The organism is Actinomycetota bacterium, from assembly GCA_030776725.1.
Taxonomy (GTDB): Bacteria; Actinomycetota; Nitriliruptoria; order Nitriliruptorales; family JAHWKO01; genus JAHWKW01.
Map to the genome: position 1 here is coordinate 1 of JALYHG010000247.1, position 25,776 is coordinate 25,776.

A 25,776-nucleotide genomic window follows, 5' to 3' on the forward strand; every position below is an offset into this window, starting at 1 on the left:
TGGCTGCGCGGCGTGACGCTCGGACGGCAGGTCGCCGCCCAGGCGCTGCTCGCCGGCGGTCTGGACATCAAGCGGCGACACCGGGCCCCCGGTCGGCCAGCCGGACGCGCGGGTCCAAGCGCACGTAGAGCACGTCCACCGCCAGGTTGACGAAGACGAAGACCGTTCCGATGAACAGCACGAAACCCTGAACCGTGGGGTAGTCGCGGTCGTAGATCGCGTCGACGACGTGCTTGCCGAGGCCCGGCCACGCGAAGACGGTCTCGACGATGACCGCACCGCCCAGCAGGTAGCCGAAGCGCAGGCCGGCCAGCGTCACCACCGGGATCAGCGCGTTCTTCAGCGCGTGACGGAACAGGACGACACGGCGTGGCACGCCCATCGCCCGGGCGGTGCGGACGTACCCCTCGCTCAAGACCTCCAGGACGCTGGCCCGTGTCAACCGGGCTATACCGGCGGCTGCGCCCAGGGCCAGGGTCACCGACGGTAGCATCAGGTGACGCCAGCTCCCGCGACCGGCGACGGGCAACAACCCCAGGCCCACTGACAGCCACAGGATCAGCAGGTACGCCAGCCAGAAGCTGGGCACCGACGCGCCGACCAGCGCCCCCAACCGCGACACGTGATCGACCGGCGTGTTGCGCCGGGAGGCGGCCGCCACCCCGAGCGGGATCGACAGCGCCAGGGCCAGCACCAGCGCGGGCACCGCGACCTGCAGCGTCACCACGAACCGTCGCGCCAGCTCGCTGAGGACCGGCTGCCCGGTGCGGTACGAGGTCCCCAGGTCGCCGGTCGCGGCGTGGCCGACGTAGCGAGCGAAGCGCACCGGCAGAGGGTCGGTCAGCCCCAGCTCCTCACGCAGCGCCTCGACCTCCGCCTGCGACGGGGCTTCGGCGCTGCGCTGTTCGAGGATGATGCGCGCAGGGTCGCCCGGGGTGATCGCGTTCAAGGCGAACGCGATCAGCGTGATGCCGAGCCACACAGGGACCAGGGACGCGACGCGGCGGGCCGTGTACCCGATCATCGGCGCCCCGCTGCGCTCCTCACTCCGAGAGCCAGACCGTGGCCCAGCTCTGGTTGATGCCCGACGGATGCGGCTCGAAGCCCTGCACCTTCTCGCTGAGCGCGTAGATGCGGAAGGTGCCTGCCAGCGGGACCGCCCCGACCTCCTCGTCGACGAGCAGCTGCATCGCTTCGGCCGCGATCCGCTTGACCTCCTCGCGGTCGGGTTCGCTCAGCGCCTGGTCGATCAACGCGTCGTAGGCCGGGCCGATCGAGACGTACTGGGCGTTGCGGACCTTGGACTTGGAGTACCACCGCAACGCCAGCAGGAACGCCGGGTTGGAGTCGTTCTGGTTGGGCGCTTCGATGTCGAGGTCGTACTGGCCGGTGTCGATCCGCTCCTGGTACGCAGCCTTGTCCAGCTGCTCGATGTCGGCCTGGATGCCGACCTCCGCCAGCTGCGCCTGGACGTACTGCGCGACGTCAGCCGACACCCGTGACGAGTCGTAGATCATCGTCAGCGCCAGCGGCTGGCCGGCCTTGGAACGCACCTGGCCACCGCCTGGCTGCGTCCACCCGGCCTCGTCCAGCACGCGCCTGGCGCGCTCAGGGTCGTGCGCGACCCCCTGGATGCGGTCGGCATGCTCACCGAGGACGGACGGCGGGTTCACGGTCGACACGACCTCGGCGTTGCCGTCCAACACGCCGTTGACCAGACCCTCGCGGTCGATGGCGTGCGCGATCGCGCGGCGCACCGCCGGGTCGGCGGTGATCTTCTCGCTCCCGTCCGAGCCGCGCTGAGCGATGTACAGCACGATGACCTGCCCCGGCGGGGCGGTGACGACCGTCACCCCGGACTGCTGGCGGAGAGACGAGACCTGGGCACGGTCGACGTCAGCGATCGCGTCCACCTCCTGCGACTGCAGCGCCAACGCCCGGGTCGCCGCGTCAGGGATGAACCGGAACGTGATGCGCTCGAGCTGCGCCGGCTCACCCCAGTAGTCGTCGTTGCGCTCGACGGTCAGATGGTCGTTCTCGACGTACTCCACGAAGCGGAACGGACCGGTGCACACCGGCTCGACGGTCGGGTCGGTGCCCGACGGCATGATCGAGTACGTCGGGTGCGTCATCTGGTCGATCAGCCGGACGTTCTGCTGGGTCGGGGTGATCTCGAGCTGCATGTCGCCTGTCGCGGTGGCCGATCCCGCATCGAGGAAGCTGTAGTTGGTCTCCGGCTCCTCGGTCGTCAGGTCGATGGAGTACTCGGCATCCTCTGCGGTCAGCTCGCTGCCGTCGTGGAACGTGACGCCCTCGCGGAGGGTGAACCGGTAGGTGTTCTCGCCGACGTACTCCCAGTCGGTGGCCAACAGCGGAGCCACCTGGAAGTCCTCGGTGAGTTGGACGGGCGGCTCGCAGATGTTGGCGTTCAGCGGGTACATCCCCAGCCGCTTCTTGTTCAGCTCGAGCTGGAACTGGTCAGCGCCGTAGGCGACCACCAGCTCCTGCCGGGCGGCCGGGGTGGGTTGCTCTCCGTCACCGCGTGGGGTGGCGCCGGGCGTGGCGCCCCCGCCGCCGTCCTGGCCGCCGCACGCCACCGCGATCAGGGCCGCCACCACCAGACCGGACAGCACGGGACGGCGCATCGGAAGACCTCCATGTCCTGACACGCGGCGGGTCACCGAGCCCGACAGGCCACGGGCCGAGACGTGTCGATGAGCGGCGGACCCTAGAGGTGGCCTGGACGGCCAGGTAAGTGCGCCCGACACCTACCCCGCGAGCCCGTCGCTGGCTACCAGACGATGCCGAACTCGCCGACGACCCGACGGATCTCGGCGATGGCAGGTTCCACCGCGGCGTCGAGGGTGGGAGTCAGTCCCTCACCGAGCATCTCAGGGTCGGCGACCTGGCATCCGACGAGGACGACCTCGGCGGGGAGGACGTCCAGTGCCCGAGCCAGCATGAGTGCCCGGTCGGGCGTCGCGTAGTGCATGTCGGCCAGGCTGTCGCGTCGCTCCTCGGGGGACATCGCGGCGACGTCGGCGATGTCGGGTTGCATGACCAGGACGGTCCCCGGCGGGCGCCCGAGGTCGACGGCGTCGACCACGACCAGCGCGTCGAGGGCGTCCATCAGCGCCTGCACCAGATGGATGCCGCCGATCCCCACCTCCATCACGGTGACGCCGTCGGGGAGCGGCTCGGCGCTCAACCGTTCGGCGACGACGTTGCCGAACCCATCGTCACCGCGGAGCACGTTCCCGAAGCAAGCCACCACCACGCGTTTGGGAGACGCGTCGAGGGTGGGATCCACGACCGTCGCCACGGCGGCGCCTACGCCGGCGGGGACAGCGTCGCGGGATCGGGCACATCCTCCTCCTCGAACTGCGCGAGGAAGGCCAGGACGTCGCGGGCCTGCTCCTCGCTGATGCGTGCCAGTGCGAAACCGAGGTGGACGTCCACCCAGTCACCGACCTCGACCGGACGGGGATCGTGGTCGACGAGCACGGCGGTCGACACCTGCTTGCGGGAGCCTGCGATGTCCACCTCGACGATCGAGTTGTCAGGATCGACGATCGCGACGACCTGGCCGGGCATGCCGAGGCACATGGTTCCTCCGACGTGGCTCATCGGCGCCTGATGCGCCGCTGCCACCAGGGTACGCCCTGGCGTTGACCTGACGAACGGTGCCTTAGCGTGGGACCCGCTCGGCGGCGGCGGCGCGGCGGCGAGCGGCACGGTGGCGGCGCAGCTCCCTACGCAGCCGGCGGCCGTCCCAGTGGCCGAACTCGTTCTCCGGGAGCCACTCGCATGCCCAGTAACCGTCGCCCCAACGCCGGCGCAGGTCGCGCGCCCAGCCACCTTCCAGCAACCGCGCCCCGGCGGACCGGTCGCTCCACACGGCCAGCAGGTAGGCCTCACCAGGCCGGCCAACGCCTGCCGCCGCGCCGAGCAACGACGGGGCGGTCCGGAGACGGTCGCGCTGGCGACGCAGGTCGGCAAGCGCGACCGGCGTACGCAGCGGCGAGGTCTCGATCCGCACGACCGCTCCGCCCGCGCCTTCGACCTGCTTGCGGTGCTGCTGCACGTGCGGAGCGTCGCGGTACGACGCGATCCCGTCGTCGCCCATCGCGACGCGCAGGTAGGGCATCTTGGCGAACATCTCGTCGACCAGCTCGCGCTGGGCGCGGGTGCCGTGTTCGCCCGCCGCATCGCCACCGGTGTCACGACGTGACATCGTCAGGTCCGACCAGGCGCCGTGTTCGCGCTGGCCGGGGCGCCACCGCATCAGCCAGAAGGAGCGCAGCCACTTGGAGAACAGCCACATGATGTAGCCGTGCTCCTCAGAACGCATGAACTCCTGCATCAGGTGGCGGCTACTCCAGACCGTGATCGTCCAGAACTCGGTCGGACTGGCGACCACGCTGGCCCAGCGCACCACGCCACTGGTTCGGCCGAGCTGGCGGCGGATCCGCGTCGAGGCCAGCATCATCTGGGGGAAGAACCGGGGGCTGCGCAGCTTGGAACGCGTCGTGACCACGAGGACGTCGTCGTGTCCCAGGACGTCGTCGGCTCCCAGGACGTCGTCGGCTCCCATCTTTTCCCTCCGGTCGCTTACCACGTCTCCTTCGCGGTCCCTCACCGTGGCGCGGTCGCCGTGCGCGCGCTGCACCACCGGTCGCGCGCCGCCGGACGTCTAGGCGGTGGCGACCAGTTGCTCCTCGAGGAAGTCGATCACCCGATCGATCTCCACCCGCACCGCTGCCGGGGGACCGGTGGTCACCCCGGCGCCTGCTCGGTCGGCTCGGGCAACCTCGTCGGCGAAGGGGATCACCCCGGCCAGCGGCACACCGAACTCGTCCGCGGTCGCGCGGAAGAACTCCGCGTCGTCGGCGGAGCGAGCCTTGTTGCCCAAGCCGTAGACGCGCGGGATCCCCAGCTCCTCCGCCAACGTCATGGTGCGGGCGGCGGTGATCACGGACTTGCGGCTGGGTTCCATCACCACCAGCAGCACGTCGGCGTACGCCAGCGTTCCGCCGGAGCGGCTGAGGTGCTCCAGGCCCGCCTCCATGTCGATGATCGTGACGTCGGCCTGCTCGTCGATCGCCTCGCTCAGCAGGCTGCGGACGGTGGCGTGACCCCCGCACGTGCACCCGGCGCCCGCCTGATCGACGCGCATGGCCGTCAGCAACGTCACCCCGCTGGGAGTCGCGCGCCCGTACTCGCCGATCAGCGACTCCGCTGTCGCGTCAGTCGCGCCCTGACCGACCACCACCGACCGGGGGAGGGCGGGGATGGATTCCGTGTCCTCCAGCGACAGCCCGAGCGAGATCCCCAGGTTCGGGTTCGAGTCCGTGTCGATCGCCACGACGCGTGAACCGCGTTCCCGGTAGGCCTGCGCGAACAGCGCAGACACCGTGGTCTTGCCGACTCCTCCCTTACCAACGATGCCCAACTTCACGCGCACCCTCCGGGTCGTGGACGTCGCTCGTCGTCGGACGTCGCTCCCGATCCAGTATGGACCGGTGTCACCGCGGATGCGAGCGCAGCCGGGTGCCGATTGAACGCAGGGTTGGACGCCGCTACCGTGCTTCGGTCGTGGAGCTGTTCCTGCGCCCCGAGTTCTTACTCACCGCCGCGGTGCTCGTCGTCGGGGCGCTGTTAGCCCTGTTCCTCAACGGTGCGGTCCCGGGAACGCGCCGGGCACGGCGTCGTGCGGCGAGCTCCAACGCCGGAGCATCCGAGGGACCCGGCGACGCAGACGGGGAGTGGTCACGCGTCCCGGCCGGCGCCGGTCAGCCAGCCGGCGGGTTCGCAGAGGTGGTCGCGGACCGCCCCGGCGTCACGTTCGCGGACGTGGCCGGCCTGGACGACGCGATCGCGGAGTTGGCCGAGGTGCGTGAGTTCCTCGCCGACCCGGAACGGTTCCGGGCGGTCGGCGCCGAACTCCCCAAGGGCATCCTGCTGTGCGGCCCGTCGGGGAACGGCAAGACGCTGTTGGCACGCGCCCTGGCCGGCGAAACAGGCGTGCCGTTCCACTACGTGTCGGCGGCCAGCTTCGTGGAGCAGTACGTGGGCATCGGCGCCGCCCGTATCCGCAAGCTGTTCCGCCAGGCACAGCGCGATGCGCCCGCGATCGTCTTCATCGACGAGCTCGACGCGGTCGGCCGGCGACGCAGCGGGGGGATGTCGGGCGACCGGGAGTTCGATCACACGTTGAACCAGCTGCTGGTGGAGCTCGACGGCTTCGAGGCGGCCGCCGGGGTGCTGATCGTCGGGGCCACCAACCGCCCGGAGCTACTCGACCCCGCCCTGGTCCGCCCGGGGCGGTTCGATCGGCGCATCCTGATCGATCGTCCCGACGTGGCGGGGCGCGAGTCGATCCTGCGGTTGCACGCGTCACGGCGGCCGGTGTCACGGCAGGTCGACTGGCGGGAGGTGGCACGCCAGACCGCTGGGCTCAGCGGCGCCGAACTGACGCGCATCGTCAACGAGGCGGCGCTGCTGGCTGCCCGCCGCCACCGCACCCGCATCGCCGCCGACGATGTGCACGAGGCGATCAACCGGCTGGTGACGGGACTGCGCAACAACCGGGTGATGGGACCAGACGAGAAGCTCCTGGTCGCGTACCACGAGGCGGGGCACGCACTGCTCGCCCTGCTGCTGCGCGGGGTGCGACCGCCCCCGCGGGTGTCGATCGTGACCCGATCGGGGGCGACGACACGGTCGCCGTGGTCGCTCGGCAACGACCGTGAGGTCCTCACCAAACGTGAATTGATGAGCCAGCTCATCGTGCTGCTCGGCGGGCGGGCAGCCGAGGTCAACACGTTCGGGGAGCCGAGTTCGCGGGCCGAGGACGACCTCGACGACGCGGCGCAGCTGGCCCGTCGGATGGTGGAACGATGGGCGATGACCGGGAAGTTCGAGTTGGCCGCGGACGCCACCGACCACCACCCTGACGCCGCCGGCGCCGGCCGCCCGGACCCCGGCGTGCGCAAGCTGTTAGCGCGCGCAGAGCAGGCGGCGCGGACGATCCTCGGCGACCACGCCGCGCTCCTGCGGACCGTTGCCGAGACGCTGGTCGAACGCGAGACGATGACCATCACCGCGGTCGCCGAGGCGACCGGCCTGTGGTCGTGGAGGGACGATCAACCGACCGAGGCGGTGCCGCCGCGGCGAGGTCGCGTCTCGTAACGGCGACCGGGGCCGCGGTTCCGCCGCCGTCCACGCCGCCACGCCAGGTTGGCGGTACGTTGCCGTCGCTGGCCGACGAACACGGGGTGTCGTGAGATGATCGCCGAGGGCCTGATCGTGACCGCCACGCTGTTCGTGGCCGCCATCGGCGGGGCGTTCCGGACCGGTCGACTGCGTTGGCTGGGCACCTGGTACTTCGCGCAAGACGCCCCGCTGGTGGTCCGTCACCTCGGCTTCGTGCCCATCCCTGTCGCGCTGTACGGCCTGCTCACGGCGGCGATGATCGCGGCGATGAGCGTCCCGAGTCCGTGGCCGCTCCCCGTCGTCCTGATCGCCGTGTTCGGCGCGGTGGCGCTGCTGTTCGCCGGCGTGTGGCTCGCGGCCAACCCGCCCGAGTGGCTGAAACCCCACTGGCTACGCGAGGCGGAGCGGACCCGGCGGACGCGCTCCCTGGGCGACCAGCTCGCCGCCGAGCTTCTGGCCGCGCGCGAGAAGCGCGCCGATCGCACGCCCACGCCCCGCCGGTTCACGGCGGCGGTCTCCGGGTGGGGACGCCGGGTGGTCGGTCACGGCCACAACGGCCACCGACGCCGGCGTGCCCTTGCCCTGCGCCGGTCACCGCAGCCGCGTCCGGCCCCGCGTCGCGACGCTGCCGCCGTCGCCGAACCGGTCACCGGCGACCTCGCTGGGTCCTCGCTCAGCGGGAACGGCGAACGCCGCCCGGCCGGGGATGCCGATCGGGCGGCGCGTGATGCCGGGTGGGGTTAGCTCACCCTGGTCTTGGGTCCCGTCACTTGCTGCCGTCGTAGCGCTGGCCAGCGGGCTTCTCGGTCGCGTACGGGTTGACCTTGTAGCTCATGACCCGTGCGTTCTTGGCCTGGCGCTCGAGCCGGAAGCCGGGCTCGTCGTCGGGGCGCTGCACGATGAAGTGCAGCATGGCGCCCTGGCGGTCCCGGTCCGACCGGTACGCGGTCAGCCCGACGTAGATGTTGGGGTGCTCCTCACGGCACTTGCGCAACTCTTCGAGGACCTCTGACTCGTCCTCGATGCCGAACATCGGGACGTCCCAGAACTCCCAGTAGTCGTTGCGCGGGTGCGGGTCGTCGGTGTACTCGATCGAGATCCCCCAGCCGTTCTGGACGGCGTAGCGGATCTGCGCGGCGACCTCCTCCTCGGTGAAGTCGGGGAGGTAGGAGAACTGTCCCTGCCTCAGCTTCATGCTCATGCGTGAAATCCTTCCTGGTCTGCGGACCTGGTCTGCGGGCCTGGTCTGTGGGCCTGGTGGGACCCGACGCCGAGCAGGTCGCGTGCCCGGCGTCGGGCCGGTCGTGTCAGCTCGATGCTTCGGCCATGTCGGGCGAGTCGACCGCCTCGTACTCGAACGTCACGTCACCCCAGGTGTCCAGCGCCGCCTGCAGCTCCGGGCTGTGCTTCTTGGCGGTCTCCTTGAGGATGTCGAGGCCGTCCTTCATCAGGTCACGCCCTTCGTTGCGCGCCTTGACCATCGCCTCGATGCCGACGCGGTTGGCCATCGCGCCGGCCGCGATCCCCCACGGGTGACCCAGGGTTCCGCCACCGAACTGCAGGACGGTGTCCTCGCCGAGGTGGTACAGCAGCTCGTGCATCTGCCCCGCGTGGATCCCGCCGGACGCCACCGGGAAGATCCCCGGCATCCCGGTCCAGTCCTGGTCGAAGTAGATGCCACGTCCGAGGTCACGCTCCTGGTAGCCCTCACGGCAGGTGTCGTAGTAGCCGTAGGTGAGGTTGGCGTCGCCTTCGAGCTTCCCGACCACGGTCCCGGCGTGGATGTGGTCGATGCCGATCATCCGCATCCACTTGGCGATGACGCGGAAGTTCACGCCGTGGGTCTTCTGGCGCGTGTAGGTCGCGTGCCCCGCCCGGTGCTGGTGCAGGATGAGGTTGTTCTCCCGAGCCCAGTACGCCAGCGACTGGATCGCCGTGTACCCGACCGTGAGGTCGACCATGATGATCGGCGAGCCCAGCTCCTTGGCGAACTCGGCGCGCTTGAGCATCTCCTCCGTCGAGGCCGCGGTCACGTTCATGTAGTGACCCTTGGCCTCGCCGGTCACCTCCGAGGCCTTGTTCACCGCCTCGATCACGTGCTGGTAGCGGTCCTGCCAGCGCATGAACGGCTGGGAGTTGATGTTCTCGTCGTCCTTGGTGAAGTCCAGCCCACCGCGGAGCGCCTCGTAGACCACCCGGCCGTAGTTGCGGGCCGACAACCCCAGCTTGGGCTTCATCGTCCCGCCCATCAGCGGGCGCCCCCACTTGCGCAGGTAGTCGCGCTCCACCTGGATGCCGTGCGCCGGACCCTGGAAGGTCTTGAGGTAGGTCGGCGGGATGCGCATGTCCTCCAACCGCAGGGCCTTGAGCGCCTTGAAGCCGAAGACGTTGCCGATGATCGACGACGTCAGGTTGGCGATCGACCCTTCCTCGAACAGGTCCAGCCCGTACGCGACGTACGCGATGAACTGGTTCTCCTCGCCGGGCACCTCCTGGATGTCATAGCAACGCGCCCGGTAGTACTCGTACGGCGTCAGCCGATCGGTCCACACCACCGTCCACGTCGCCGTTGACGACTCTCCCGCCACCGCACCGGCGGCCTCCTCCCATGGGACCCCGGGCTGCGGGGACACCCGGAAGGCGCACAGGATGTCGGTGTCACGCGGTTCGTAGTCTGGCTCGTAATAACCCATGTCGACGTACGGCAGGACTCCTGCTTCCCACCGTTCTCCGTTGCCACCACCCATAAGTTGTCCGTCTCCTCGTGTGATCGGTCCTGTCCCGTACGTTCCCGAGTGTAAGCAGGTCTCGTAGGGATGGACCCATACGAACGTACTCGCCAACGGACGGGGTACCCCGGTCGGACGTATAGAAATCTAGCGTTACACATAACTATCGTTTTATCATTCGTGCTCTCGGACGTGTGAAGGGTCGGTCACGTGACGCTCACACAGCTCCGCGCCTTCGTGGCGGTCGCCGACACCGGGTCGGTCCGCGCGGCAGCGGAACGCCTGGTGGTGACCCAGCCGGCCGTGTCGGCTGCGGTCGGGGCGCTACAACGGTCGCTCGGATCAGACCTGGTGGAGCCGCACGGCCGAGGGTTGCGCCTGACCGAGGCCGGCCAGGTGTTCGCCGGGTACGCCCGGCGGGTGCTGGGTCTGCTTGAGGAGGCCGAGACCGCTGCCAGCGGAGGGGCGGATCCCACGCGCGGCAACCTCCGCATCGCTGCGGTCACGACCGCCAGCGAACACGTCCTGCCACGATCGCTGGCGACGTTCCTCGACGACTACCCCCACGTGGGGCTGCGGCTCGAGGTCGGCAACCGGGAGCGAGTGTGGTCCTTGCTGCTGCAGCACGAGGTCGACATCGCCCTGGCCGGACGACCGCCCGTCGACGCGGATGTGAAGACCCGCGCCGTCCGTCCCAACGAACTTGTGGTGGTGGCCGCGCCTGGCCGGGCCCCAACCGACGGAGTGTCGCTGGTCCAGCTGGAGTCGGAGACCTGGCTGCTGCGGGAGGCCGGCTCGGGGACCCGTGCGGCCCTCCAGCGCTTGCTCAACGCGGTGGGGATCGACCCGCCCGTCCTCACGCTCGGTTCCAACGGCGCGGTCGTCGCGGCCGCGACCGCCGGCCTGGGGTTCGGCCTGGTGTCTCGCGACGCCGTCGACCGCGAGGTGGCCGCCGATGAGCTCCGCGTCGTCGACGTCGAGGGCACCCCGATCGCGCGTCCGTGGCACGCCGTCACCCACCTGGACACGACCCCGACGGCTGAGCTGTTCGTCGCGCACCTCACCGACCGCGCACGACCGCACCCACAACCACGGTTCGACGCGCCCGCGGGCCGGTGACGGCCCGGTTGAGTGACGGCCCGGTTGCGTCAGCGATCCCAGTGACGCCAACCGGGAGCCGGCTGCACCGCCCGCTGGACATCGGCGAGCTCGTCCAGCACCGCAGCGCGGAGCAACTGGCGATCTTCGTCCGCCAGCGTGGCGAGCGCCGCGCGATCCGGCGGCAGCGGCAGGTCGAACGACCAGCTGCCCACCAGGACGCCGATCAGCTCGTCGACGTCGAGATCGGCGACTGGCCCGCCACCCAGGTGCAGCAGCGTGCGTTGCAGGCGCCGACGCTCCCGGAGCGTGAACGTCAGCGGATCACGCAGCACGGCCCAGTTCCCGTCCGTCAGCTCCACGCGTTGCCCCGCGAGGAGGACGTCGCGGATCGACAGGACGCCCACCACATTCGACCCCTCGGTGACCACGAGGTGACGGATCCGGCGATCGGTCATCTCGGCCGCGGCCTCGTACACCTCCCAGTCAGGGGCGACGGTCACCACGCTGTGGGTCATGGCGGCCTCGACGCGTGTGGTATCCAGATCGGTGTCTGTCGCGATGCACCGCAGCAGGTCGCGCTCGGTCACGATCCCGACCAGCGCCCCGTCCTCGAGGACCACCAGCGAGCCGACACCGTGCTCATCCATGGTCCTGGCCGCCTCTCTCAGCGTGGCCCCCGGGCCGGTCGCGATCACGGGACCGCGTGCGAGGTCGCCGACCTTCACGGTCCGTGTCGGCGGTGGGGCCACCCTCGGGTCCGTGGTCATCTGCGTGCCGTTCTCAACCACCGACCCGCTCCACGTCGTACGCGTGCGGGCCCGCCAAGACGAACTGACCGGCCTGTTCGTCGAAGTCCTTCAGGTCGGGGAAGGGGAGCCGCCGAGGCCGCGGGCAGCCGCGGCTGAGGTGGGCGACGAACTCGTCGCGGAACCGCTCCACAGCGCTGCGGACCAGGAGCGACTCGCCATCGGGGAGGCCGCAGCGGCTCCCGCCGGTGACGCTGCGACACCGCTCCACGACCGTGTCGAGGTCAGCTTCGGTCCCCGTGCCCCGTTCGACGCGTTCGAGACACGCGGTGATCTTCCGCGACCCCTCCTTGCACGCCGGGCACTGCCCGCACGACTCGACGAACAGGAACCGCGAGAACGCTGCCGTGGCCCCGACCACGCAGGCCGAGTCGTCGTAGACCACGAAACCGCCCGATCCGAGCCCGGACCCCGCTGCCCGCATCGCGTCGAAGTCGAGCGCGGTGTCCAGCTGGTCGGCGGTCAGGACGGCGTTGGACGCCCCCGGGAACACGGCCTTGATGCGACGACCTGGCAACGGGCCTCCTCCCACGTCGTCGATCAGCGCCCGCAACGGCGTGCCGAGCGCGACCTCGTACACGCCCGGCCGCTGCACGTCCCCCGAGAGGGTGAACAGCATGGTCCCCGGCGAGGCGTCCGTCCCGACCGACCGGAACCGCTCCGCCCCGTCGCGGACGATCGGGACTACGTGCGCGAGCGTCTCGACGTTGTTGACCACCGTGGGGTTGGGTGCCATGGCAGCGGCGAACAGCCCCACCTGGTAGGGAGGCAGGATCCGTGGAAGTGGCAGCCGGCCCTCGATCACCTCCAACATCGCCTTCTCTTCCCCGAACAGGTAGTGGTCGGGGCCGGCGATCACCTCGATGGGCAGCTCGCCGAGGAGGCCGTCCGAGCTCATCTCGGCCGCTGCGCGCTCCAAGCGTGCCAGTTCCCGCGCGAACGTGGCCTTCACGGCCACGTAGGCGCGGCTGGCACCGATCGCGTCGGCCGCGATCGCGAGTCCCTCGAGGACCTGGTACGGGTTGCGGCGCAACAGCCAGCGGTCCTTGAAGGTCCCCGGTTCACCCTCCGCGGCGTTGCACACCGCGTACTTGGTTCCGGCCGGGCTGTCTCGCACCGTCCGCCACTTCACCCCGGTGGGGAAGCCCGCGCCCCCGCGGCCTCGCAGGCCCGAGCGGACGAGTTCGTCGACGACCGCATCCCCTCCGCGCGCGCGGGCGGCCGCGAGCGCCTGGCCGCCGCCCGAGGCGCGGTGATCATCGAGCGTCGCCGCCGCCGCGCCGAGGAAGGCGACGTGCGTGGCGTTCCGGTCGGGCACGACCCACCTCCAGCGGACGTACCGACCGTACGCCGCGGTGGCCGGCCCGCCATCCCCCCATGGGGGGGGAACTGGTTGGGACCGATCCTCCCCGTGTGACCCTCCCCGGTGGGCCGGGCGCCCGCGCGCCACCCACTTTCGGGGGAGGTCGAGCGACCGTCGAAGCGCCAGTATGGACGTGACCGCCCGCGAACGAGGAGACACCCCATGGCCCAAGTCAAGGATCTGGAAGCGCTCGAACGCACGCTGCGCAGCCTGGATAGCGCCACTCCCGACCGCGAGGTCCGCCCCATCGAACTCGACGGGACCGCCCAGACCCTCGTGGCGGACGGCAAGGGCATCCTCGCCGCCGACGAGAGCAACAGCACCGCGTCGGGCCGACTCGAGTCGGTCGGCGTGGAGCCGAACGAGGAGACGCGCCGCAAGTACCGGCAGTTGCTGTTCACGGCGCCGGGGCTCGAGGACGGCATCAGCGGGGTCATCCTCTACGACGAGACGATCCGCCAGTCGACCGATGACGGCCGACCCTTCCCGCAGGTGCTCCAGGACAAGGGCATCATCCCGGGGATCAAGCTCGACGCCAGCACCGCACCGCTCCCACTGCACCCGGGCGAGAAGGTCACCTGTGGGGTGGACGGGCTGCGCGAACGCCTCGCCGAGTACGTGGAGTTGGGGGCGCGCTTCGGGAAGTGGCGGGCCGTGTACACGATCGGTGACGGCACGCCCTCGGAAGCCTGCATCCGGGCCAACGCGCACGCGATGGCGCGGTACGCGGCGGTGTGCCATGAGTTCGGCGTCGTCCCGATCGTCGAGCCCGAGGTGCTGATGGACGGTGACCACTCCATGGCGCGCGACGAGGAGGTGACGGTCGCCGTGCTGCGGGCGCTGTTCGACGAGCTGATCGGTCAGGACGTGCGCCTCGAGGGCACGCTGCTGAAGACCAACATGGTCCTGCCCGGCGAGGACTCGTCCGAGCAGCCCACGCCCGAGGAGGTCGCCGAGGCGACCGTGCGGGCGATGAACCGTTCGGTGCCCGCTGCGCTCCCCGGGATCGTGTTCCTGTCCGGTGGCCAGGGCGCGGTGGATGCGACCGCCCGCCTGAACGCGATGAACACCGGCGGTCCGCACGCGTGGAAGCTCAGCTTCTCGTACGCGCGGGCGATCCAGGGTCCGGCGCTGGACACCTGGGCCGGTGACGACTCCAAGATGGAGGAAGCCCAGCGCATCCTGGCCCACCGGGCACGGTGCAACGGTGCGGCGACGACCGGGAGCTACAAGCCCGACATGGAGGACGAGCTGGCCGCCTAGCTCCTCGCGTGCGCGGGGTCGGCGGGGTCGACGGTCACGTGGATCATCGACCCCGCCCCTGGGCGCGACACAACCCGCAACCGCCCGCCGACCAGGTCGGCGCGTTCACGCATCCCCGACAGCCCGTAGGTCACGCGGTCCTCGGTGGGGACGGCGCGTGGATCGAAACCCTTGCCGTCATCGCTGATCTCCAGCGTCACACGGCTACCACGACAGGCCAGCCGCACACGCACGTGCCCGGCCTCGGCGTGCTTGGCGACGTTCTGCATGGCTTCCTGCGCGATGCGGTACAGGGCCGTCTCGACGTGATCGGGGAGCTCGCAGTGGTCGGCGACGTCGAGCTCGACCGTCACGGCGGGCAGGGTCCGGGCCAGGCCTTCCAGGCCTGCGGCGAGACCGAGGTCGTCGAGGACGGACGGTCGCAAGCCCGCGATCGCGAAACGGGTCTCGTCGAGCGCGTCCGCAGCCAGCGTCCGCGCGGCATCGATCTGGTGCGCCACGAAACCCGGGTCGGTGTCGATGGCCCCCGCCGCAGCGGACAGGTGGAACGACAGGCCGACGATGCGCTGGCTGATGCCGTCGTGGATCTCGCCCGCCAGGCGCCGACGCTCCTTCTCCTGGGCCTCGACCAGCCGCTCGGCGAACTGTTCCAGGGCTCGCTCGCGTAGCGCCAGCCGCTGGTGGAGGCGGGCGTTCTCGACCGCGCCGGCCATCAGGCTGGCGATCGAGGTGAGCAACCGGACATCGCCGTGGCCGAACTCGCGTCTTTCGCGGGTGTGGACGTTGAGGACCCCCACCAGTCGGCCGGGAGCACTGACCATCGGCACCGACGCGAGCGATGTGTAGTCCTGGCCGCGCAGCTCGGGGATGTACCGGTACCGCGGGTCCGAACGCTTGTCCGCGACGAGGACGACTGGTTCCTCGTTCGCGGCCACCCATCCGGCCACGCCCTCGCCCACGTCCAGCTCGATGGTCCCGGCGAGGCGGTCGAACGGGGGCGTGGCGCCGGCGAGCACGAGCCGGCCGCGCGCCGCGTCGAGCAGGTGCACGAAGCAGACGTCGGTGGCGGTCGCGTCCGTGATGATCCCCGCCACGCCGTGGACGAGATCCTCCAGGTCGAGCCCGGCCGTGATCGTGTCGATGATGCGACCCAGCAGTGTCCGCTCGCGCTCGGAATCCTCGAGACCCAGGCCACCGCGATCACCGAGCGACCCCATCGTCAGTGGAACAGTCCCTCGCGCAGCGCGACGGCGACCGCCTGCGCCCGGTCGGACACGTTGAGCTTCTGGTAGATCGAGCGGGTGTGGCTCTTGACGGTCTCCTCGCTGATGACGAGTTCGCCGGCGACGGCCTTGTTGGAGTGGCCGGCGACCAGCAGCGCCAGCACCTCGCTCTCGCGCTGGGTGAGCCCCAGGTGCGCCCCTGGCCAGAACTCCCCGCTGTGCAGCCGAGCCGCCGACGCGGCCACCCGTCCCGCCAGCGTCGGGTCGACCACCGTGACGCCATCCAACGCTTGCTGTAGGTGGCGCACCAGCTCGTCACCGTCGACGCGCTTGAGCAGGAAGCCAGATGCTCCCGCCCGTAGCGCCTGGAACAGGTACTGCTCGTCGTCGTACACGGTCAGGAACACCACCCGGCAGTCGGGCACGAGGTCGCGGATGGTGACGCACAGGTCGAGGCCGCTGTCGCCCTTCAAGCGGACGTCGAGGAGGACCACATCGGGCTCGGCCTCGCGGACGGCGGCGAGCGCTTCGTCGCGCGTCCGCGCTTCACCGGCCACCTCGACGACGTCGGAGTGGCGGCTCAGCATCGCCTTGAGACCGTCGATGACCATCTGGTGGTCGTCGACCAGGACCACCCGGATGGGTCTTGGCATGGCCAGCCGATCGTACGTCGCGGGGCGGGGCGCCGCCGGCGACGGCGGCCGTCGAAGGCCACCGTACTGGGGCGTCCAACCGGTTCCCGAACGACCGGGTTCAGCGCGTGCACCGGGAAGGACCCAAGCCCGAAGGTGGCCTGTGGGCACCGGTGGCATCCCCCCTTCGACCCCGCCCGAGGGGGAGGTCGAGCCACAGCCGGCGTCCTAGGGTGTCGGTGAACGCCGAGCCGAGGCCGAGCAGGAAGACGTCGACGGCACGGTCGAACACCGGCCCCGACGCGAGGCCACGCGAGCGGGCGAGAGGAGATGCGCCGTGACGGGTACGGCGGAGCAGGAGCCACGGCAACCAACCGGCCGTGGCGCACAGATCGTCCCATCGGTCCTGCCTGCCGACTTCTCCCGGCTCGGCGAGGACGCCCGCCTGCTCGAGAAGGCGGGCGCGGACCGGATCCAGTGGGACGTGATGGACGGTCACTTCGTCCCCAACCTGACGTTCGGCCCTGACATCATCGCGGGCACCCGCGATCAGGTGAGCCTCGGCTTCGAGGCGCACCTGATGGTGGCCAACCCCGACCGCCTGCTGGACCGCTACGTCGAGGCGGGGTGCGAGCTGATCATCGTCCACGCCGAGACGACCCCCCACCTGCACCGCACTCTGGGTGCGATCGCAGAGCTGGGTGCACGCACGGGTGTGGCGCTCAACCCGGCGACGCCGCTGACGGCGGTCGAGCACGTGCTGGACCTGATGGACCTGCTCCTGGTGATGACGGTCAACCCCGGCTTCGGTGGCCAGGACTACATCGCGACGATGGAACCCAAGATCGCCGCGGCACGGGCACTGATCGACCGCTCCGGCCACGACATCGAGATCGAGGTCGACGGTGGTGTCAGTCCCGACACCATCGCCGGAGCCGCCCGAGCGGGCGCGAACATATTCTGTGCGGGAAGCGCCGTCTTCGGCCACGAGGGCGGACCCGAGGCGGCCATCCCACGGCTGCGCTCTATCGCGGAGGGAGCACGTCAATGAGCACCAGCACGGCTGCCACCACCGAACCGGACCTCGCTCCGGCCTCAGACGACCTCGAGGGCCGGATCATCGTGACGCTGCGTCTGCTCGCCGCCGATGCGGTCGAGAAGGCCGGATCCGGTCACGCGGGCCTACCGATGGGGATGGCGCCCGCAGCGTGGGTGCTGTGGTCGCGGTTCCTGCGGTTCGACCCCACCCGACCCGACTGGCTCGACCGCGATCGCTTCGTGCTGTCCGCCGGCCACGGGTCGATGCTGCTGTACGGGCTGCTGCACCTGTTCGGCTACGACCTGACGCTCGACGACATCCGCGAGTTCCGCCAGTGGGGTTCGCGGACTCCCGGCCACCCGGAGCTCGGACACACACCGGGCGTGGAGACCACGACCGGCCCCCTGGGTCAGGGCATCTGCAACGCCATGGGCAAGGCGCTGGCGGAACGGATGCTGGCCGCCCGCTACAACCCCGACGACGGTCCCCCGATCGTCGACCACCGCACCTACGTGATCGCCTCGGACGGCGATGTGATGGAGGGGGCAAGCCACGAGATGGCCTCGCTGGCCGGGCACCTGCGCCTGGGTCGGCTGATCGTCCTCTACGACGACAACAAGACCACGATCGACGCATCGACCGACGTGACCTACAGCGATGACGTGCTGGCGCGCTTCGCCGCCTACGGCTGGCACACCGAGGACATCGACGACGGCAACGACCGCGACGCCATCGAGCGGGCGCTGCGCAACGCGATCGCCGAGGAGACCCGGCCCAGCCTGATCCGTGTCCCGACGCTCGCCGGTTACGGCGCTCCGGACGTGGAGGGGACGCACGAGGCGCACGACGGCGCGCTCGGAGACGACCAGCTACGCCGCACGAAGATCCGCTTCGGCTGGCCGCCCGATGAGATGTTCGTGATCCCCGACGACGTCCGTGAGCACTGCGCCAAGCTCGCCGACGAGCGCCACCGCGAGCACGACGAGTGGGAAAGGCGCTTCGAGAAGTGGGCCGACGCCCACCCCGAGCAGGCCAGCGAGTGGCGCCGGGTCCACGCCCGACGACTCCCCGAGGGCTACGAGGACGTCCTGCCGCAGTTCGACCCCGGCGAGAAGATGGCTTCCCGGGATGGCTCCGGCGCTGCGATGCACGAGCTCAGCAAGATCCTCCCCGAGCTGGTCGGGGGATCGGGTGACCTGGCCGGCTCCACCCGGGTCGCCAAGGTCGAAGGCGACGAGGTCAAGCCGGGCGACTACCGGGGTCGGAAGATCCACTTCGGGGTCCGCGAGCACGTCATGATCGCGTCGCTGACGGGGATCGGACTCCACGGCGGTTTCCGCCCCTACGGCAGCACGTTCCTGGTGTTCTCCGACTACGCACGTCCCGCGATCCGACTCGCGGCGATGATGGGTGTGCCGGCGGTCTACCTGTTCACCCACGACTCGCTCGGCGTCGGTGAGGACGGGCCCACCCACCAGCCCGTCGAGCACGTCCCGAGCCTGCGCACCATCCCCAACCTCGCCGTGCTCCGCCCCGCCGACGCGAACGAGGCCAGCGAGGCGTGGCGCGTCGCGCTCGAGCGGACCGACGGGCCGACCGCGATCATCCTCAGTCGCCAGGATCTGCCGGTCCTGCCACCACCTCCACGCGGTGTCATCGGACAGGACGGCGCCTGGATCCGGCGCGACTCCGACGGGGAGCCGGACGTGGTCCTGGTCGCCACCGGCTCGGAGGTGTGGAAGGCGCTGGAGGCGGCCGATCTGTTGGCATCCGACGGGACCACAGCGCGGGTCGTGTCGATGCCGTGGCGCGAGAAGTTCCTCGAGCTGGATCCCCAGCGTGCCGCCGAGATCCTGCCACCCGGCATCCCCCGGGTGGTCGTGGAGGCTGCGGTGCCGATGGGTTGGGGCGGCATCGCCGGTCCCGACGGACGGGTGATCGGTGTGAGGCAGTTCGGGGCCTCCGCTCCGGGCGAGGTCGTGCTGGAGAAGTACGGCTTCACGGCGGAGAACATCGCCGACACGGCACGCGAGACGCTGGCCGAGTCCCGATCCGACACCGAGGGGACCTGACGATGACCGACGGCGCCACCCTGGACATGGACGCCCTCGCGCTGCACCTGCTGCGCTGCACGACAGAGGCTGCGCTGGCCTGCCGGCCGTGGGTCGGACGCGGCGACAGCGACGAGGCGGACTCCGCCGCGGTGAGAGCCATGCGGGCGGCATTCGACAGCGTCCCCGGGCGTGGCACCGTCGTCATCGGCGAGGGTGAGAAGGACGACGCGCCGATGCTGTTCATCGGCGAAGACGTGGGCACCGGGGACGGCCAGCGCTTCGACCTGGCGGTGGACCCGTTGGAGAACACCCGCGCCGCCGCCCGTGCTGCGGACGGGGCGATCGCGGTCGTGGCGGCCGCCCCCGAAGGCGACCTGTGGGGCAGCCCCGCCGCGTGGTACATGGACAAGCTCATCGTGGGTCACGAAGCCGCGGGGTCCATCGACATCACCCGACCGCCGGAGGACAACCTCAAGGCCATCGCCGAGGCGCTTGACAAGCCGGTCGACCGGCTGACCGCCGTGGTGCTGGACAAGCCCCGCCACGAGCAGCTGGTCAAGGAACTGTACGCCCTGGGCGTGAGCGTGATCCTGATCCCTGACGGCGACGTGGCGGGGGCGATGCTGGTCCTCCTGCCCGACTCGCGCGCGGACGTCCTGCTCGGCGTCGGCGGGGCCCCCGAGGGGGTGATCACCGCCGCTGCGGTGCGCTTGCTGCGGGGCGACATGCAGGCCGCGCTGTCGCCGCAGAAGGACGGTGAACGCGAACGCATCATCGAGGCCGGTCACGAACCCGGCGCTCCGATGACGCTCGACGACCTGGTCGCGTCCGACGAGTGCTGCTTCGTCGCGACCAGCGTCACCAGCGGCGAGTTGCTCCGGGGCCCGGTGCGCACCGACGGAGGCTGGCGGACGCGCTCGTTCGTGGCCTCGCCCACGCACCCGCGACTGGTGGTCGATGCCGTGCACGTCGACGTCGACATCCCCGGTCAGGACTGACCGCTGGACCCGGTGAGAAGATGAGGAGTGAGCGATGCCTGACAAGCTGATCCGTATGCGACGGGCGGGCCCCAACGAAGGTCGGACCCGACCCAGGATGCTCGCCGTCGCCGGCGACAGCGCTACGGGGAAGACCACGCTCACGCGCGGGATCGTCCAGGCGCTGGGCCCGGATCGCTGCACGGCCGTCCCGATCGACGACTACCACAAGTACGACCGGCAGGAGCGGAAGGAACTGCCGTTCACGCCGCTGCATCCTGAGTGCAACTACATCGAGGTCATGGAGCAGCACCTGCAGCTGGTCGCCACCGGCCAGCCGATCCTGAAGCCGGTGTACGACCACTCGAACGGCAAGCTCGTCCGTCCGGAGCTGGTCGAGCCGGGTGACTACGTGATCGTCGAGGGTCTGCTCCCGCTGCACACCAGGCTGATGCGAGCGTGCTTCGACGTCAGCGTGTACCTCGACCCGCCCGAGGAGATCCGCTACAAGTGGAAGATCGAGCGGGACACCACCGAGCGCGGATACACCGAGGAGGAAGTGCGAGCCAGCCTCCGCAAACGCGAACCCGAATCCGAGGCGTTCATCCAGCCGCAGCGCGAACAGGCCGACATCGTGGTGCAGTTCGGCCCGATCGAGGAGCGCGACGACCCGGAGGACACGCCGCTGTCTGCGACGTTGTTGCTGCGGCCGACCATCCCGCATCCTAACCTCGCCGAGGTGATCGACGACGAGCACCGCCAGGCCGTGCACCTGAAGCTGATGCGCGACAACGATGGGCGGCCGGTCGACGCCCTGCACGTCCACGGGTACGCACCGCGCGAGGAGACCCAGATGATCCAGAAGCTCATCTGGGAGAACCTGGGGCGCGACGACCCGCTCCCGGAGTCGCTCGGCGATCTGGGTGGGGGGGAGCACAGCGAACCGCTGGCGATCACCCAGCTGATCCTGCTGCACCACCTGCTGCGTTCTCCGTCCTGACGCGAAGGGGACCAGCTGTCACCGCGGCCGGGCGGTGCAGATCCCTCCGTGACGGATACCCTCACAAGCGACGCGGTATCGACGACCCGGCTGGCGGTGTCCCATGGATGACCTCGACGCTCTGCTAACCCACCTCGAGGAACTACTGGAGTCCCTCCAGGAGTTCGACGAGCCGATCCAGGAGCAGGTGTTCGACCTGCTCGATGGCATCGACGTCCTGCACCGCATGGCGCTGACGCACCTCGGGGATGCTCTGAGCGACCAGGTCGATCTGAACGAGCTGCGCCAGGCTCATCCGGCGATCTCCTGGCTGTTCGATGCCTACGCGGTCGGGGTCGACGAGCGGGCCGCGGCGGAGCAGGCTCTGGAGGAGATCCGCCCCTACATCCACTCCCACGGCGGCGAGGTCGAGATCCTCGAGGTCCAGGACGGCGTCGTCCACGTCCGCATGAGCGGGGCCTGCGCAGGCTGCACCGCCTCAGCGGTGACCCTCCGAGAAGGTGTCGAGAGCTCGCTGCGGGAGCACTTCCCCGGGTTCATGCACCTGACGGTGGAGGACGACGAGGCCGAGCCGCACGCCCCGCCGGGGCCGACCCTGGTACAGCTGCAGTCGGGACCGCCGCCCGGCTTCGAGTGATCCGTGGCCACCACCCACGACATCGACCAGCGTCTGAAGCAGCTGCGGTCGGGGTTGCTCCACTACCGCGCCGACCGCAACCCCGTCGAGCACGCCACCGTGCAGTTCCACCTGGGCGTCACCCTGCTCGAGGCGGAGCAGACCCCCCAGGCTGTGGCGGCGTTGCGGGTCGCAGCCGAACTGTTCGAGCGCGAAGACCGTCCCGTGGAGTACGCCAAGGCAACCAACATGTTGGGTGTGGGCCTGCGCGGCGACGGCGACGCGGCTGGCGCAGCGGAGGCGTTCGCGCGGGCCACGGACCTGTTCGGCGAGCACGGCCTGCACCTCGAGCACGGGGCGGCGCTGTTCAACCTGGGGCTCGTCGAGCGTGACCGCGGTGACCTCGACGCGGCCGCCGAGCGGTTCCGTCAGGCCTTCCAGCGCTTCCGCGAGGAGGGACCGCCGGGGCAGGCCTCCGCTGCGGGCCGCGAGCTGGGCGCGACCCTGTTGTCGGCCGGGGAACTGGACGCTGCGCTCGAGCCGCTCGACACCGCGATCAAGTCCGCGACCGAAGCCCACGACGCCGCCGCGGCCGGTGCCGCCGCCAACGTCTTGGGGCTGGTGCACCTGGCGGCCGAACGCGGTGAGGAGGCGGTGGAAGCCTTCCGGACCGCCGTGGGAACCAACCCTCGATCCTTGCGGGCCGAGGCGTACTCCATGGCCAAGGCCAACCTGGCACTGGCGTACGAGCAGGTCGACGACCATCCGCGAGCACGGCTGGCGGCCCGTCAGGCGCGGGGCACGCCAGCGGCTGCACAACCGGTCGTCGAGCAGGCCGACGCGGTGCTGGGCCGCCTCGGTGACGGCCACGACGACCTGATGATCGTGCTCGACCAGCTCCCGTCGGACGATCGATCCCGGGAGGCGCGTGAGGAGTTCGTCCGCTGGGCCGATGCGGACCCGGACGAGCGCAGAGCCGCGACCGGCGCATGGATCGACGGCCAACTGGCCCGTCGTGGCGCCGCGACCGAGCTGGCCTACACCTACCTCGACGTCCTCCTCGAGATGCCCAACGAGGACATGCAGGCCATCATCCGCAGCACCGTCGAGGCGTTGCAGGACCGTGACGCCGACGACCGCGAACGCTTCCGGTCGCAGATCTCGCGCGCGATGGCCCGGTTCCACATCCCGCAGTGGGATCGGCTGAAGGCGATCTTCAACCGGGTCGGCCAAGAGGTGGGCGACGACGGTACCTGGGAGTAGCGCGTGGAGGACCTGTCACCGCAAGCGCTCGCCGAGGAGCTCGGGGATCGACCGGTCCGTAGTTACCCGGCGCTGCTGTCGACCGAGGCGGATGCGCTGGCCTGGGCACGTTCGGGCGCTCCCGAGGGGGCCGTGGTCGTCGCTGACTACCAGGCTTCGCCGCGCGGCCGGAGCGGGCTGGCCTGGCAGGTCGGCGAACCGGGCCGGGGCCTGGGCTTCTCGCTGGTGCTGCGGCCGTCGTTGCCACCCGAACGAGAAGGCTGGCTGTACACCGTCGCGGTGTCGGGCCTGGCTGACGCCGTCGGCGGCGGCGACGCCGGCGTTGTCTGGCCCGACGAGGTCGTCGTCGACGGCAAGCGGGCAGCAGCCGTCGGCGTGCAGGTGGGCTTGGGACCGCAGTCCACCGAGTGGGCCGTTGCCACGTTCCTGGCCGTGGACGCCGAACCGCCCCGCGCCCCGCTGCTGGCCGAGATCGTCGGCGCGGTCGAGCGTCGGTACGCCATGCCACCCGAGGACGTCATCGCCGACTACCGCCAGCGCTGTGTCACGTTGGGCCGGAAGGTGCGTGCTCTCCTGCTGCCGATGGGGCCCGCCGGCCCCAAGGTCGAGGGCCTGGCCGTGGACACCTTCGACGACGGAGCCCTGCTGTTCGAGACCCCCAGCGGGGCGCGGGTCGCCGTCCGCCCGCAGAACCTAGGAAAGCTCGAAGAGTCGCTGTGACCGTTCGCGCGGGGGCCGGACGCTTGAGACCGGCAGGCACCGGTGTCTACTATGTGCGCGCGACACGTATCCGGTCGCGGCGAACGTTCGACCGGGGCGGGAGAGGTGAACGTGCACAACGGAGCGGCGTTGGTTGCTCGTGTGACACGTGTCCCTCCCACCGCGTGTCCCTTCTGGTCTCCCCTCCGTGACGCGATGGCGCCGTCCGGCGCCGTCGGGCTGTCGCGCCAGCTGCGGAACCACGCGGACTCCCCGGTCGTCACGGCGACCGATCGGTACGCGGAAGGAAGCGGCAGCTAGCTCGACCGGCGCACCACCGACGGTGTGCTCAACCGGTCGGGACGAGAGAGGGGGGACCCGTGGCTGTCAAGAGCCCATGGGCCGGCGTCACGTCGACGTTTCGGTCTGAACACGGCGCCATCAACGTGGTGAGCGCCATCGTCCTCGTCGTCGTCCTAGTGGCGGCGGGGATCACCGCGGCACTGCTCGCCAGGACGATGCGGGCGGCGCAGGCCATCAACGCCAAAGCAGACAACATCGCTCGGACCGGTCAGGGCATCAACACGGCGACCGACTCCGTGGTGCAGCTGAACCGGACGAACGAGACCGCCTCATCCATCCTTCAAACCGCCGAGCCTCTCTCCGGGAGCCTGGAGCAGATCGTGTCCCTGGCCCAGGAGATCAACACCTTGGCGGTCTCGATCAACGACAGCGCCGGGACCATCAACTCGACCGCCGGGACGATCAACTCGACCGCCGGGACGATCAACTCGACCGCTGGTGCGATCGGGAACACCGCGCGCGGCATCAACACCGCCGCGGCGGCGATCCTCGACGTCGCCAAGCGGATCGACAGGGACGTCCAGCTGATCAACGAGCGGGCCGACACGACCATCAACCTCGCAGAGAAGATCAAGGCCGACACCGGCAACATCCTCGGCCAAGCGCGTGAAGGGCACCAGAACGCGGCCTGCATCGACAACAAGGTCGGGGCGGGACCGCCCGACGGCCACTGCGCGGCCAGGTAGGAGGGGGACGACATGGCAGGAGCAGCAGGCACACTTCGACCCCAGCCCCAGCCGCAGGAGATGGGCGCAACGGCCACGCGGTGGATGTGGACGTGGGTGACCATCGGCATCCTCGTCGTGATCGTGGTGATCGGCTTCCTCCTCGGCATCGTGGGAGCGCTGGAGGCGATCGACTCGAACCTGGCCGAGGCCAACACGGCGGTGACCAGCATCGGATCTGACGTCGACCCGTTGCCGAACCAGATCGGCAGCATCAACGAGAACCTGACCAACATCGACGTCGCGCTCAAGGACATCCCCGGCCAGGCAGAGCAGATCGTCGCTGCGCTGACGTCGATCCGTGACTCGGCAGCAGCGATCGATGCGTCGCTGCAGGACACCTCCGGTGACCTGCGCAACACGTCCGGCGTGCTCGTGAAGGTGTCGAACACGCTGAAGCCCGTGTCGGGGACGCTCGGTCAGGTCCTGGACCTGGCCCGCCAGATCGAGCAGCAACTCGAAGCGGCGCAGAGCCCGCCGGACAACCTCGGCACCGAGGACATCTGGCAACGGTTGGACATCGCCAACGGTGTCCTGGCACCAGCCCAGGGCGACACGAGCAACATCTTGGCCGGCCTGCGGGAGGTCAACAAGCACCTGCAGAGCATCTGCGAAGGCCTGATCATCCCGGGCCCGTGCTAGGAGGTGGGACCTAGATGAGGATCCACACCGACGAGTCCGGCCTGGCGGCGACGGTCCTGGTGATCG

At 70.2% G+C, this 25,776-nt stretch carries 25 protein-coding genes; 13 read left to right on the plus strand and 12 right to left on the minus strand.

Features of this window, described 5'->3' with window-relative positions:
- Positions 1-67: 67 nt before the first annotated feature.
- The 6 genes from M3N57_11865 to M3N57_11890 form a co-directional block, all read right to left on the minus strand.
- A complete protein-coding gene (locus M3N57_11865; GenBank protein ID MDP9023364.1) occupies positions 68-1,024 on the minus strand; it encodes an ABC transporter permease in 957 nt (318 codons plus the stop codon).
- Positions 1,025-1,043: 19 nt separating this feature from the next.
- Entirely contained in the window at positions 1,044-2,645 is a 1,602-nt protein-coding gene (locus M3N57_11870) for an ABC transporter substrate-binding protein (GenBank protein ID MDP9023365.1), read from the minus strand.
- 146 nt (positions 2,646-2,791) lie between these two features.
- Positions 2,792-3,322 carry a hydrogenase maturation protease gene (locus tag M3N57_11875; GenBank protein MDP9023366.1) on the minus strand — a complete coding sequence of 177 codons (531 nt, stop codon included), beginning with the start codon at positions 3,320-3,322 and terminating at the stop codon, positions 2,792-2,794.
- Between the two features lie 8 nt (positions 3,323-3,330).
- Positions 3,331-3,594, minus strand: a complete 264-nt coding sequence (locus M3N57_11880) for a HypC/HybG/HupF family hydrogenase formation chaperone (GenBank protein ID MDP9023367.1) — start codon at positions 3,592-3,594, stop codon at positions 3,331-3,333.
- 94 nt (positions 3,595-3,688) lie between these two features.
- A complete protein-coding gene (locus tag M3N57_11885) occupies positions 3,689-4,594 on the minus strand; it encodes a hypothetical protein (protein MDP9023368.1) in 906 nt (301 codons plus the stop codon).
- 99 nt (positions 4,595-4,693) lie between these two features.
- On the minus strand, positions 4,694-5,458 hold the full coding sequence (locus tag M3N57_11890; GenBank protein MDP9023369.1) for an AAA family ATPase: 765 nt from the start codon (positions 5,456-5,458) through the stop codon (positions 4,694-4,696).
- 137 nt (positions 5,459-5,595) lie between these two features.
- Between M3N57_11890 and M3N57_11895 the strand changes: the two genes are divergently transcribed.
- Together M3N57_11895 and M3N57_11900 are read left to right on the plus strand one after the other, a co-directional pair.
- Positions 5,596-7,191, plus strand: a complete 1,596-nt coding sequence (locus M3N57_11895; GenBank protein MDP9023370.1) for an AAA family ATPase — start codon at positions 5,596-5,598, stop codon at positions 7,189-7,191.
- A 96-nt stretch (positions 7,192-7,287) separates the two neighbouring features.
- Positions 7,288-7,959, plus strand: coding sequence for a hypothetical protein (locus M3N57_11900; protein ID MDP9023371.1), 672 nt, complete (start codon positions 7,288-7,290; stop codon positions 7,957-7,959).
- A gap of 22 nt (positions 7,960-7,981) precedes the next feature.
- Here the strand turns inward: M3N57_11900 and M3N57_11905 are convergent, their stop codons facing one another.
- Positions 7,982-8,410, minus strand: a complete 429-nt coding sequence (locus M3N57_11905; protein MDP9023372.1) for a ribulose bisphosphate carboxylase small subunit — start codon at positions 8,408-8,410, stop codon at positions 7,982-7,984.
- A gap of 112 nt (positions 8,411-8,522) precedes the next feature.
- On the minus strand, positions 8,523-9,962 hold the full coding sequence (locus tag M3N57_11910; GenBank protein MDP9023373.1) for a ribulose-bisphosphate carboxylase large subunit: 1,440 nt from the start codon (positions 9,960-9,962) through the stop codon (positions 8,523-8,525).
- Between the two features lie 192 nt (positions 9,963-10,154).
- Between M3N57_11910 and M3N57_11915 the strand changes: the two genes are divergently transcribed.
- Positions 10,155-11,063, plus strand: coding sequence for a LysR substrate-binding domain-containing protein (locus M3N57_11915; GenBank protein ID MDP9023374.1), 909 nt, complete (start codon positions 10,155-10,157; stop codon positions 11,061-11,063).
- Between the two features lie 29 nt (positions 11,064-11,092).
- On the opposite strand, the gene M3N57_11920 is transcribed toward M3N57_11915, so the two are convergent.
- Positions 11,093-11,812: a CBS domain-containing protein gene (locus tag M3N57_11920; protein MDP9023375.1), complete on the minus strand. Its 720-nt coding sequence runs from the start codon at positions 11,810-11,812 to the stop codon at positions 11,093-11,095.
- Between the two features lie 13 nt (positions 11,813-11,825).
- On the minus strand, positions 11,826-13,169 hold the full coding sequence (locus M3N57_11925; protein ID MDP9023376.1) for an SLBB domain-containing protein: 1,344 nt from the start codon (positions 13,167-13,169) through the stop codon (positions 11,826-11,828).
- Between the two features lie 207 nt (positions 13,170-13,376).
- On the opposite strand from M3N57_11925, the gene M3N57_11930 reads away from it, so the two are divergent.
- Entirely contained in the window at positions 13,377-14,477 is a 1,101-nt protein-coding gene (locus tag M3N57_11930) for a fructose-bisphosphate aldolase class I (protein MDP9023377.1), read from the plus strand.
- On the opposite strand, the gene M3N57_11935 is transcribed toward M3N57_11930, so the two are convergent.
- Complete coding sequence (locus tag M3N57_11935; GenBank protein ID MDP9023378.1) at positions 14,474-15,694, minus strand: GAF domain-containing sensor histidine kinase; 1,221 nt, start codon at positions 15,692-15,694, stop codon at positions 14,474-14,476. The two genes, M3N57_11930 and M3N57_11935, sit on opposite strands and share 4 nt — an antisense overlap.
- A gap of 2 nt (positions 15,695-15,696) precedes the next feature.
- A complete protein-coding gene (locus M3N57_11940; GenBank protein MDP9023379.1) occupies positions 15,697-16,353 on the minus strand; it encodes a response regulator transcription factor in 657 nt (218 codons plus the stop codon).
- A 316-nt stretch (positions 16,354-16,669) separates the two neighbouring features.
- Here M3N57_11940 and rpe point away from each other — a divergent pair, with 316 nt between their 5' ends.
- The 9 genes from rpe to M3N57_11985 all read left to right on the plus strand — a co-directional run bounded on the left by rpe (position 16,670) and on the right by M3N57_11985 (position 25,710).
- Positions 16,670-17,383 (plus strand): ribulose-phosphate 3-epimerase, encoded by a 714-nt coding sequence (rpe, locus tag M3N57_11945; protein MDP9023380.1) that lies wholly within the window; start codon positions 16,670-16,672, stop codon positions 17,381-17,383.
- The gene (gene tkt, locus M3N57_11950) at positions 17,380-19,443 is read left to right on the plus strand and encodes a transketolase (GenBank protein ID MDP9023381.1); all 2,064 of its coding nucleotides are present in this window, start codon (positions 17,380-17,382) and stop codon (positions 19,441-19,443) included. Before rpe ends, tkt begins: the two co-directional genes overlap by 4 nt.
- A gap of 2 nt (positions 19,444-19,445) precedes the next feature.
- A complete protein-coding gene (gene glpX / locus M3N57_11955) occupies positions 19,446-20,423 on the plus strand; it encodes a class II fructose-bisphosphatase (GenBank protein MDP9023382.1) in 978 nt (325 codons plus the stop codon).
- Positions 20,424-20,457: 34 nt separating this feature from the next.
- Positions 20,458-21,402, plus strand: coding sequence for a phosphoribulokinase (locus M3N57_11960; protein MDP9023383.1), 945 nt, complete (start codon positions 20,458-20,460; stop codon positions 21,400-21,402).
- 103 nt (positions 21,403-21,505) lie between these two features.
- Positions 21,506-22,039, plus strand: a complete 534-nt coding sequence (locus M3N57_11965) for a NifU family protein (protein MDP9023384.1) — start codon at positions 21,506-21,508, stop codon at positions 22,037-22,039.
- A 3-nt stretch (positions 22,040-22,042) separates the two neighbouring features.
- Positions 22,043-23,281 carry a tetratricopeptide repeat protein gene (locus M3N57_11970; protein MDP9023385.1) on the plus strand — a complete coding sequence of 413 codons (1,239 nt, stop codon included), beginning with the start codon at positions 22,043-22,045 and terminating at the stop codon, positions 23,279-23,281.
- Between the two features lie 3 nt (positions 23,282-23,284).
- Entirely contained in the window at positions 23,285-24,001 is a 717-nt protein-coding gene (locus M3N57_11975) for a hypothetical protein (protein MDP9023386.1), read from the plus strand.
- Between the two features lie 428 nt (positions 24,002-24,429).
- Positions 24,430-25,029, plus strand: coding sequence for a hypothetical protein (locus M3N57_11980; GenBank protein ID MDP9023387.1), 600 nt, complete (start codon positions 24,430-24,432; stop codon positions 25,027-25,029).
- 12 nt (positions 25,030-25,041) lie between these two features.
- Positions 25,042-25,710 carry a hypothetical protein gene (locus M3N57_11985; GenBank protein MDP9023388.1) on the plus strand — a complete coding sequence of 223 codons (669 nt, stop codon included), beginning with the start codon at positions 25,042-25,044 and terminating at the stop codon, positions 25,708-25,710.
- Positions 25,711-25,776 lie beyond the last annotated feature (66 nt).

Excerpts from the sequence above, each read along its gene's own strand:
- M3N57_11930 (MDP9023377.1), top strand. The coding sequence starts at position 13,377 with ATGGCCCAAGTCAAGGATCTGGAAGCGCTCGAACGCACGCTGCGCAGC.
- M3N57_11910 (MDP9023373.1), bottom strand. The coding sequence starts at position 9,962 with ATGGGTGGTGGCAACGGAGAACGGTGGGAAGCAGGAGTCCTGCCGTAC.
- M3N57_11870 (MDP9023365.1), bottom strand. The coding sequence starts at position 2,645 with ATGCGCCGTCCCGTGCTGTCCGGTCTGGTGGTGGCGGCCCTGATCGCG.
- M3N57_11900 (MDP9023371.1), top strand. The coding sequence starts at position 7,288 with ATGATCGCCGAGGGCCTGATCGTGACCGCCACGCTGTTCGTGGCCGCC.
- M3N57_11940 (MDP9023379.1), bottom strand. The coding sequence starts at position 16,353 with ATGCCAAGACCCATCCGGGTGGTCCTGGTCGACGACCACCAGATGGTC.
- M3N57_11935 (MDP9023378.1), bottom strand. The coding sequence starts at position 15,694 with ATGGGGTCGCTCGGTGATCGCGGTGGCCTGGGTCTCGAGGATTCCGAG.
- M3N57_11885 (MDP9023368.1), bottom strand. The coding sequence starts at position 4,594 with ATGGGAGCCGACGACGTCCTGGGAGCCGACGACGTCCTGGGACACGAC.
- M3N57_11880 (MDP9023367.1), bottom strand. The coding sequence starts at position 3,594 with ATGCCCGGCCAGGTCGTCGCGATCGTCGATCCTGACAACTCGATCGTC.
- M3N57_11865 (MDP9023364.1), bottom strand. The coding sequence starts at position 1,024 with ATGATCGGGTACACGGCCCGCCGCGTCGCGTCCCTGGTCCCTGTGTGG.
- M3N57_11960 (MDP9023383.1), top strand. The coding sequence starts at position 20,458 with ATGCCTGACAAGCTGATCCGTATGCGACGGGCGGGCCCCAACGAAGGT.
- tkt (MDP9023381.1), top strand. The coding sequence starts at position 17,380 with ATGAGCACCAGCACGGCTGCCACCACCGAACCGGACCTCGCTCCGGCC.
- M3N57_11985 (MDP9023388.1), top strand. The coding sequence starts at position 25,042 with ATGGCAGGAGCAGCAGGCACACTTCGACCCCAGCCCCAGCCGCAGGAG.
- M3N57_11920 (MDP9023375.1), bottom strand. The coding sequence starts at position 11,812 with ATGACCACGGACCCGAGGGTGGCCCCACCGCCGACACGGACCGTGAAG.
- M3N57_11905 (MDP9023372.1), bottom strand. The coding sequence starts at position 8,410 with ATGAAGCTGAGGCAGGGACAGTTCTCCTACCTCCCCGACTTCACCGAG.
- M3N57_11965 (MDP9023384.1), top strand. The coding sequence starts at position 21,506 with ATGGATGACCTCGACGCTCTGCTAACCCACCTCGAGGAACTACTGGAG.
- glpX (MDP9023382.1), top strand. The coding sequence starts at position 19,446 with ATGACCGACGGCGCCACCCTGGACATGGACGCCCTCGCGCTGCACCTG.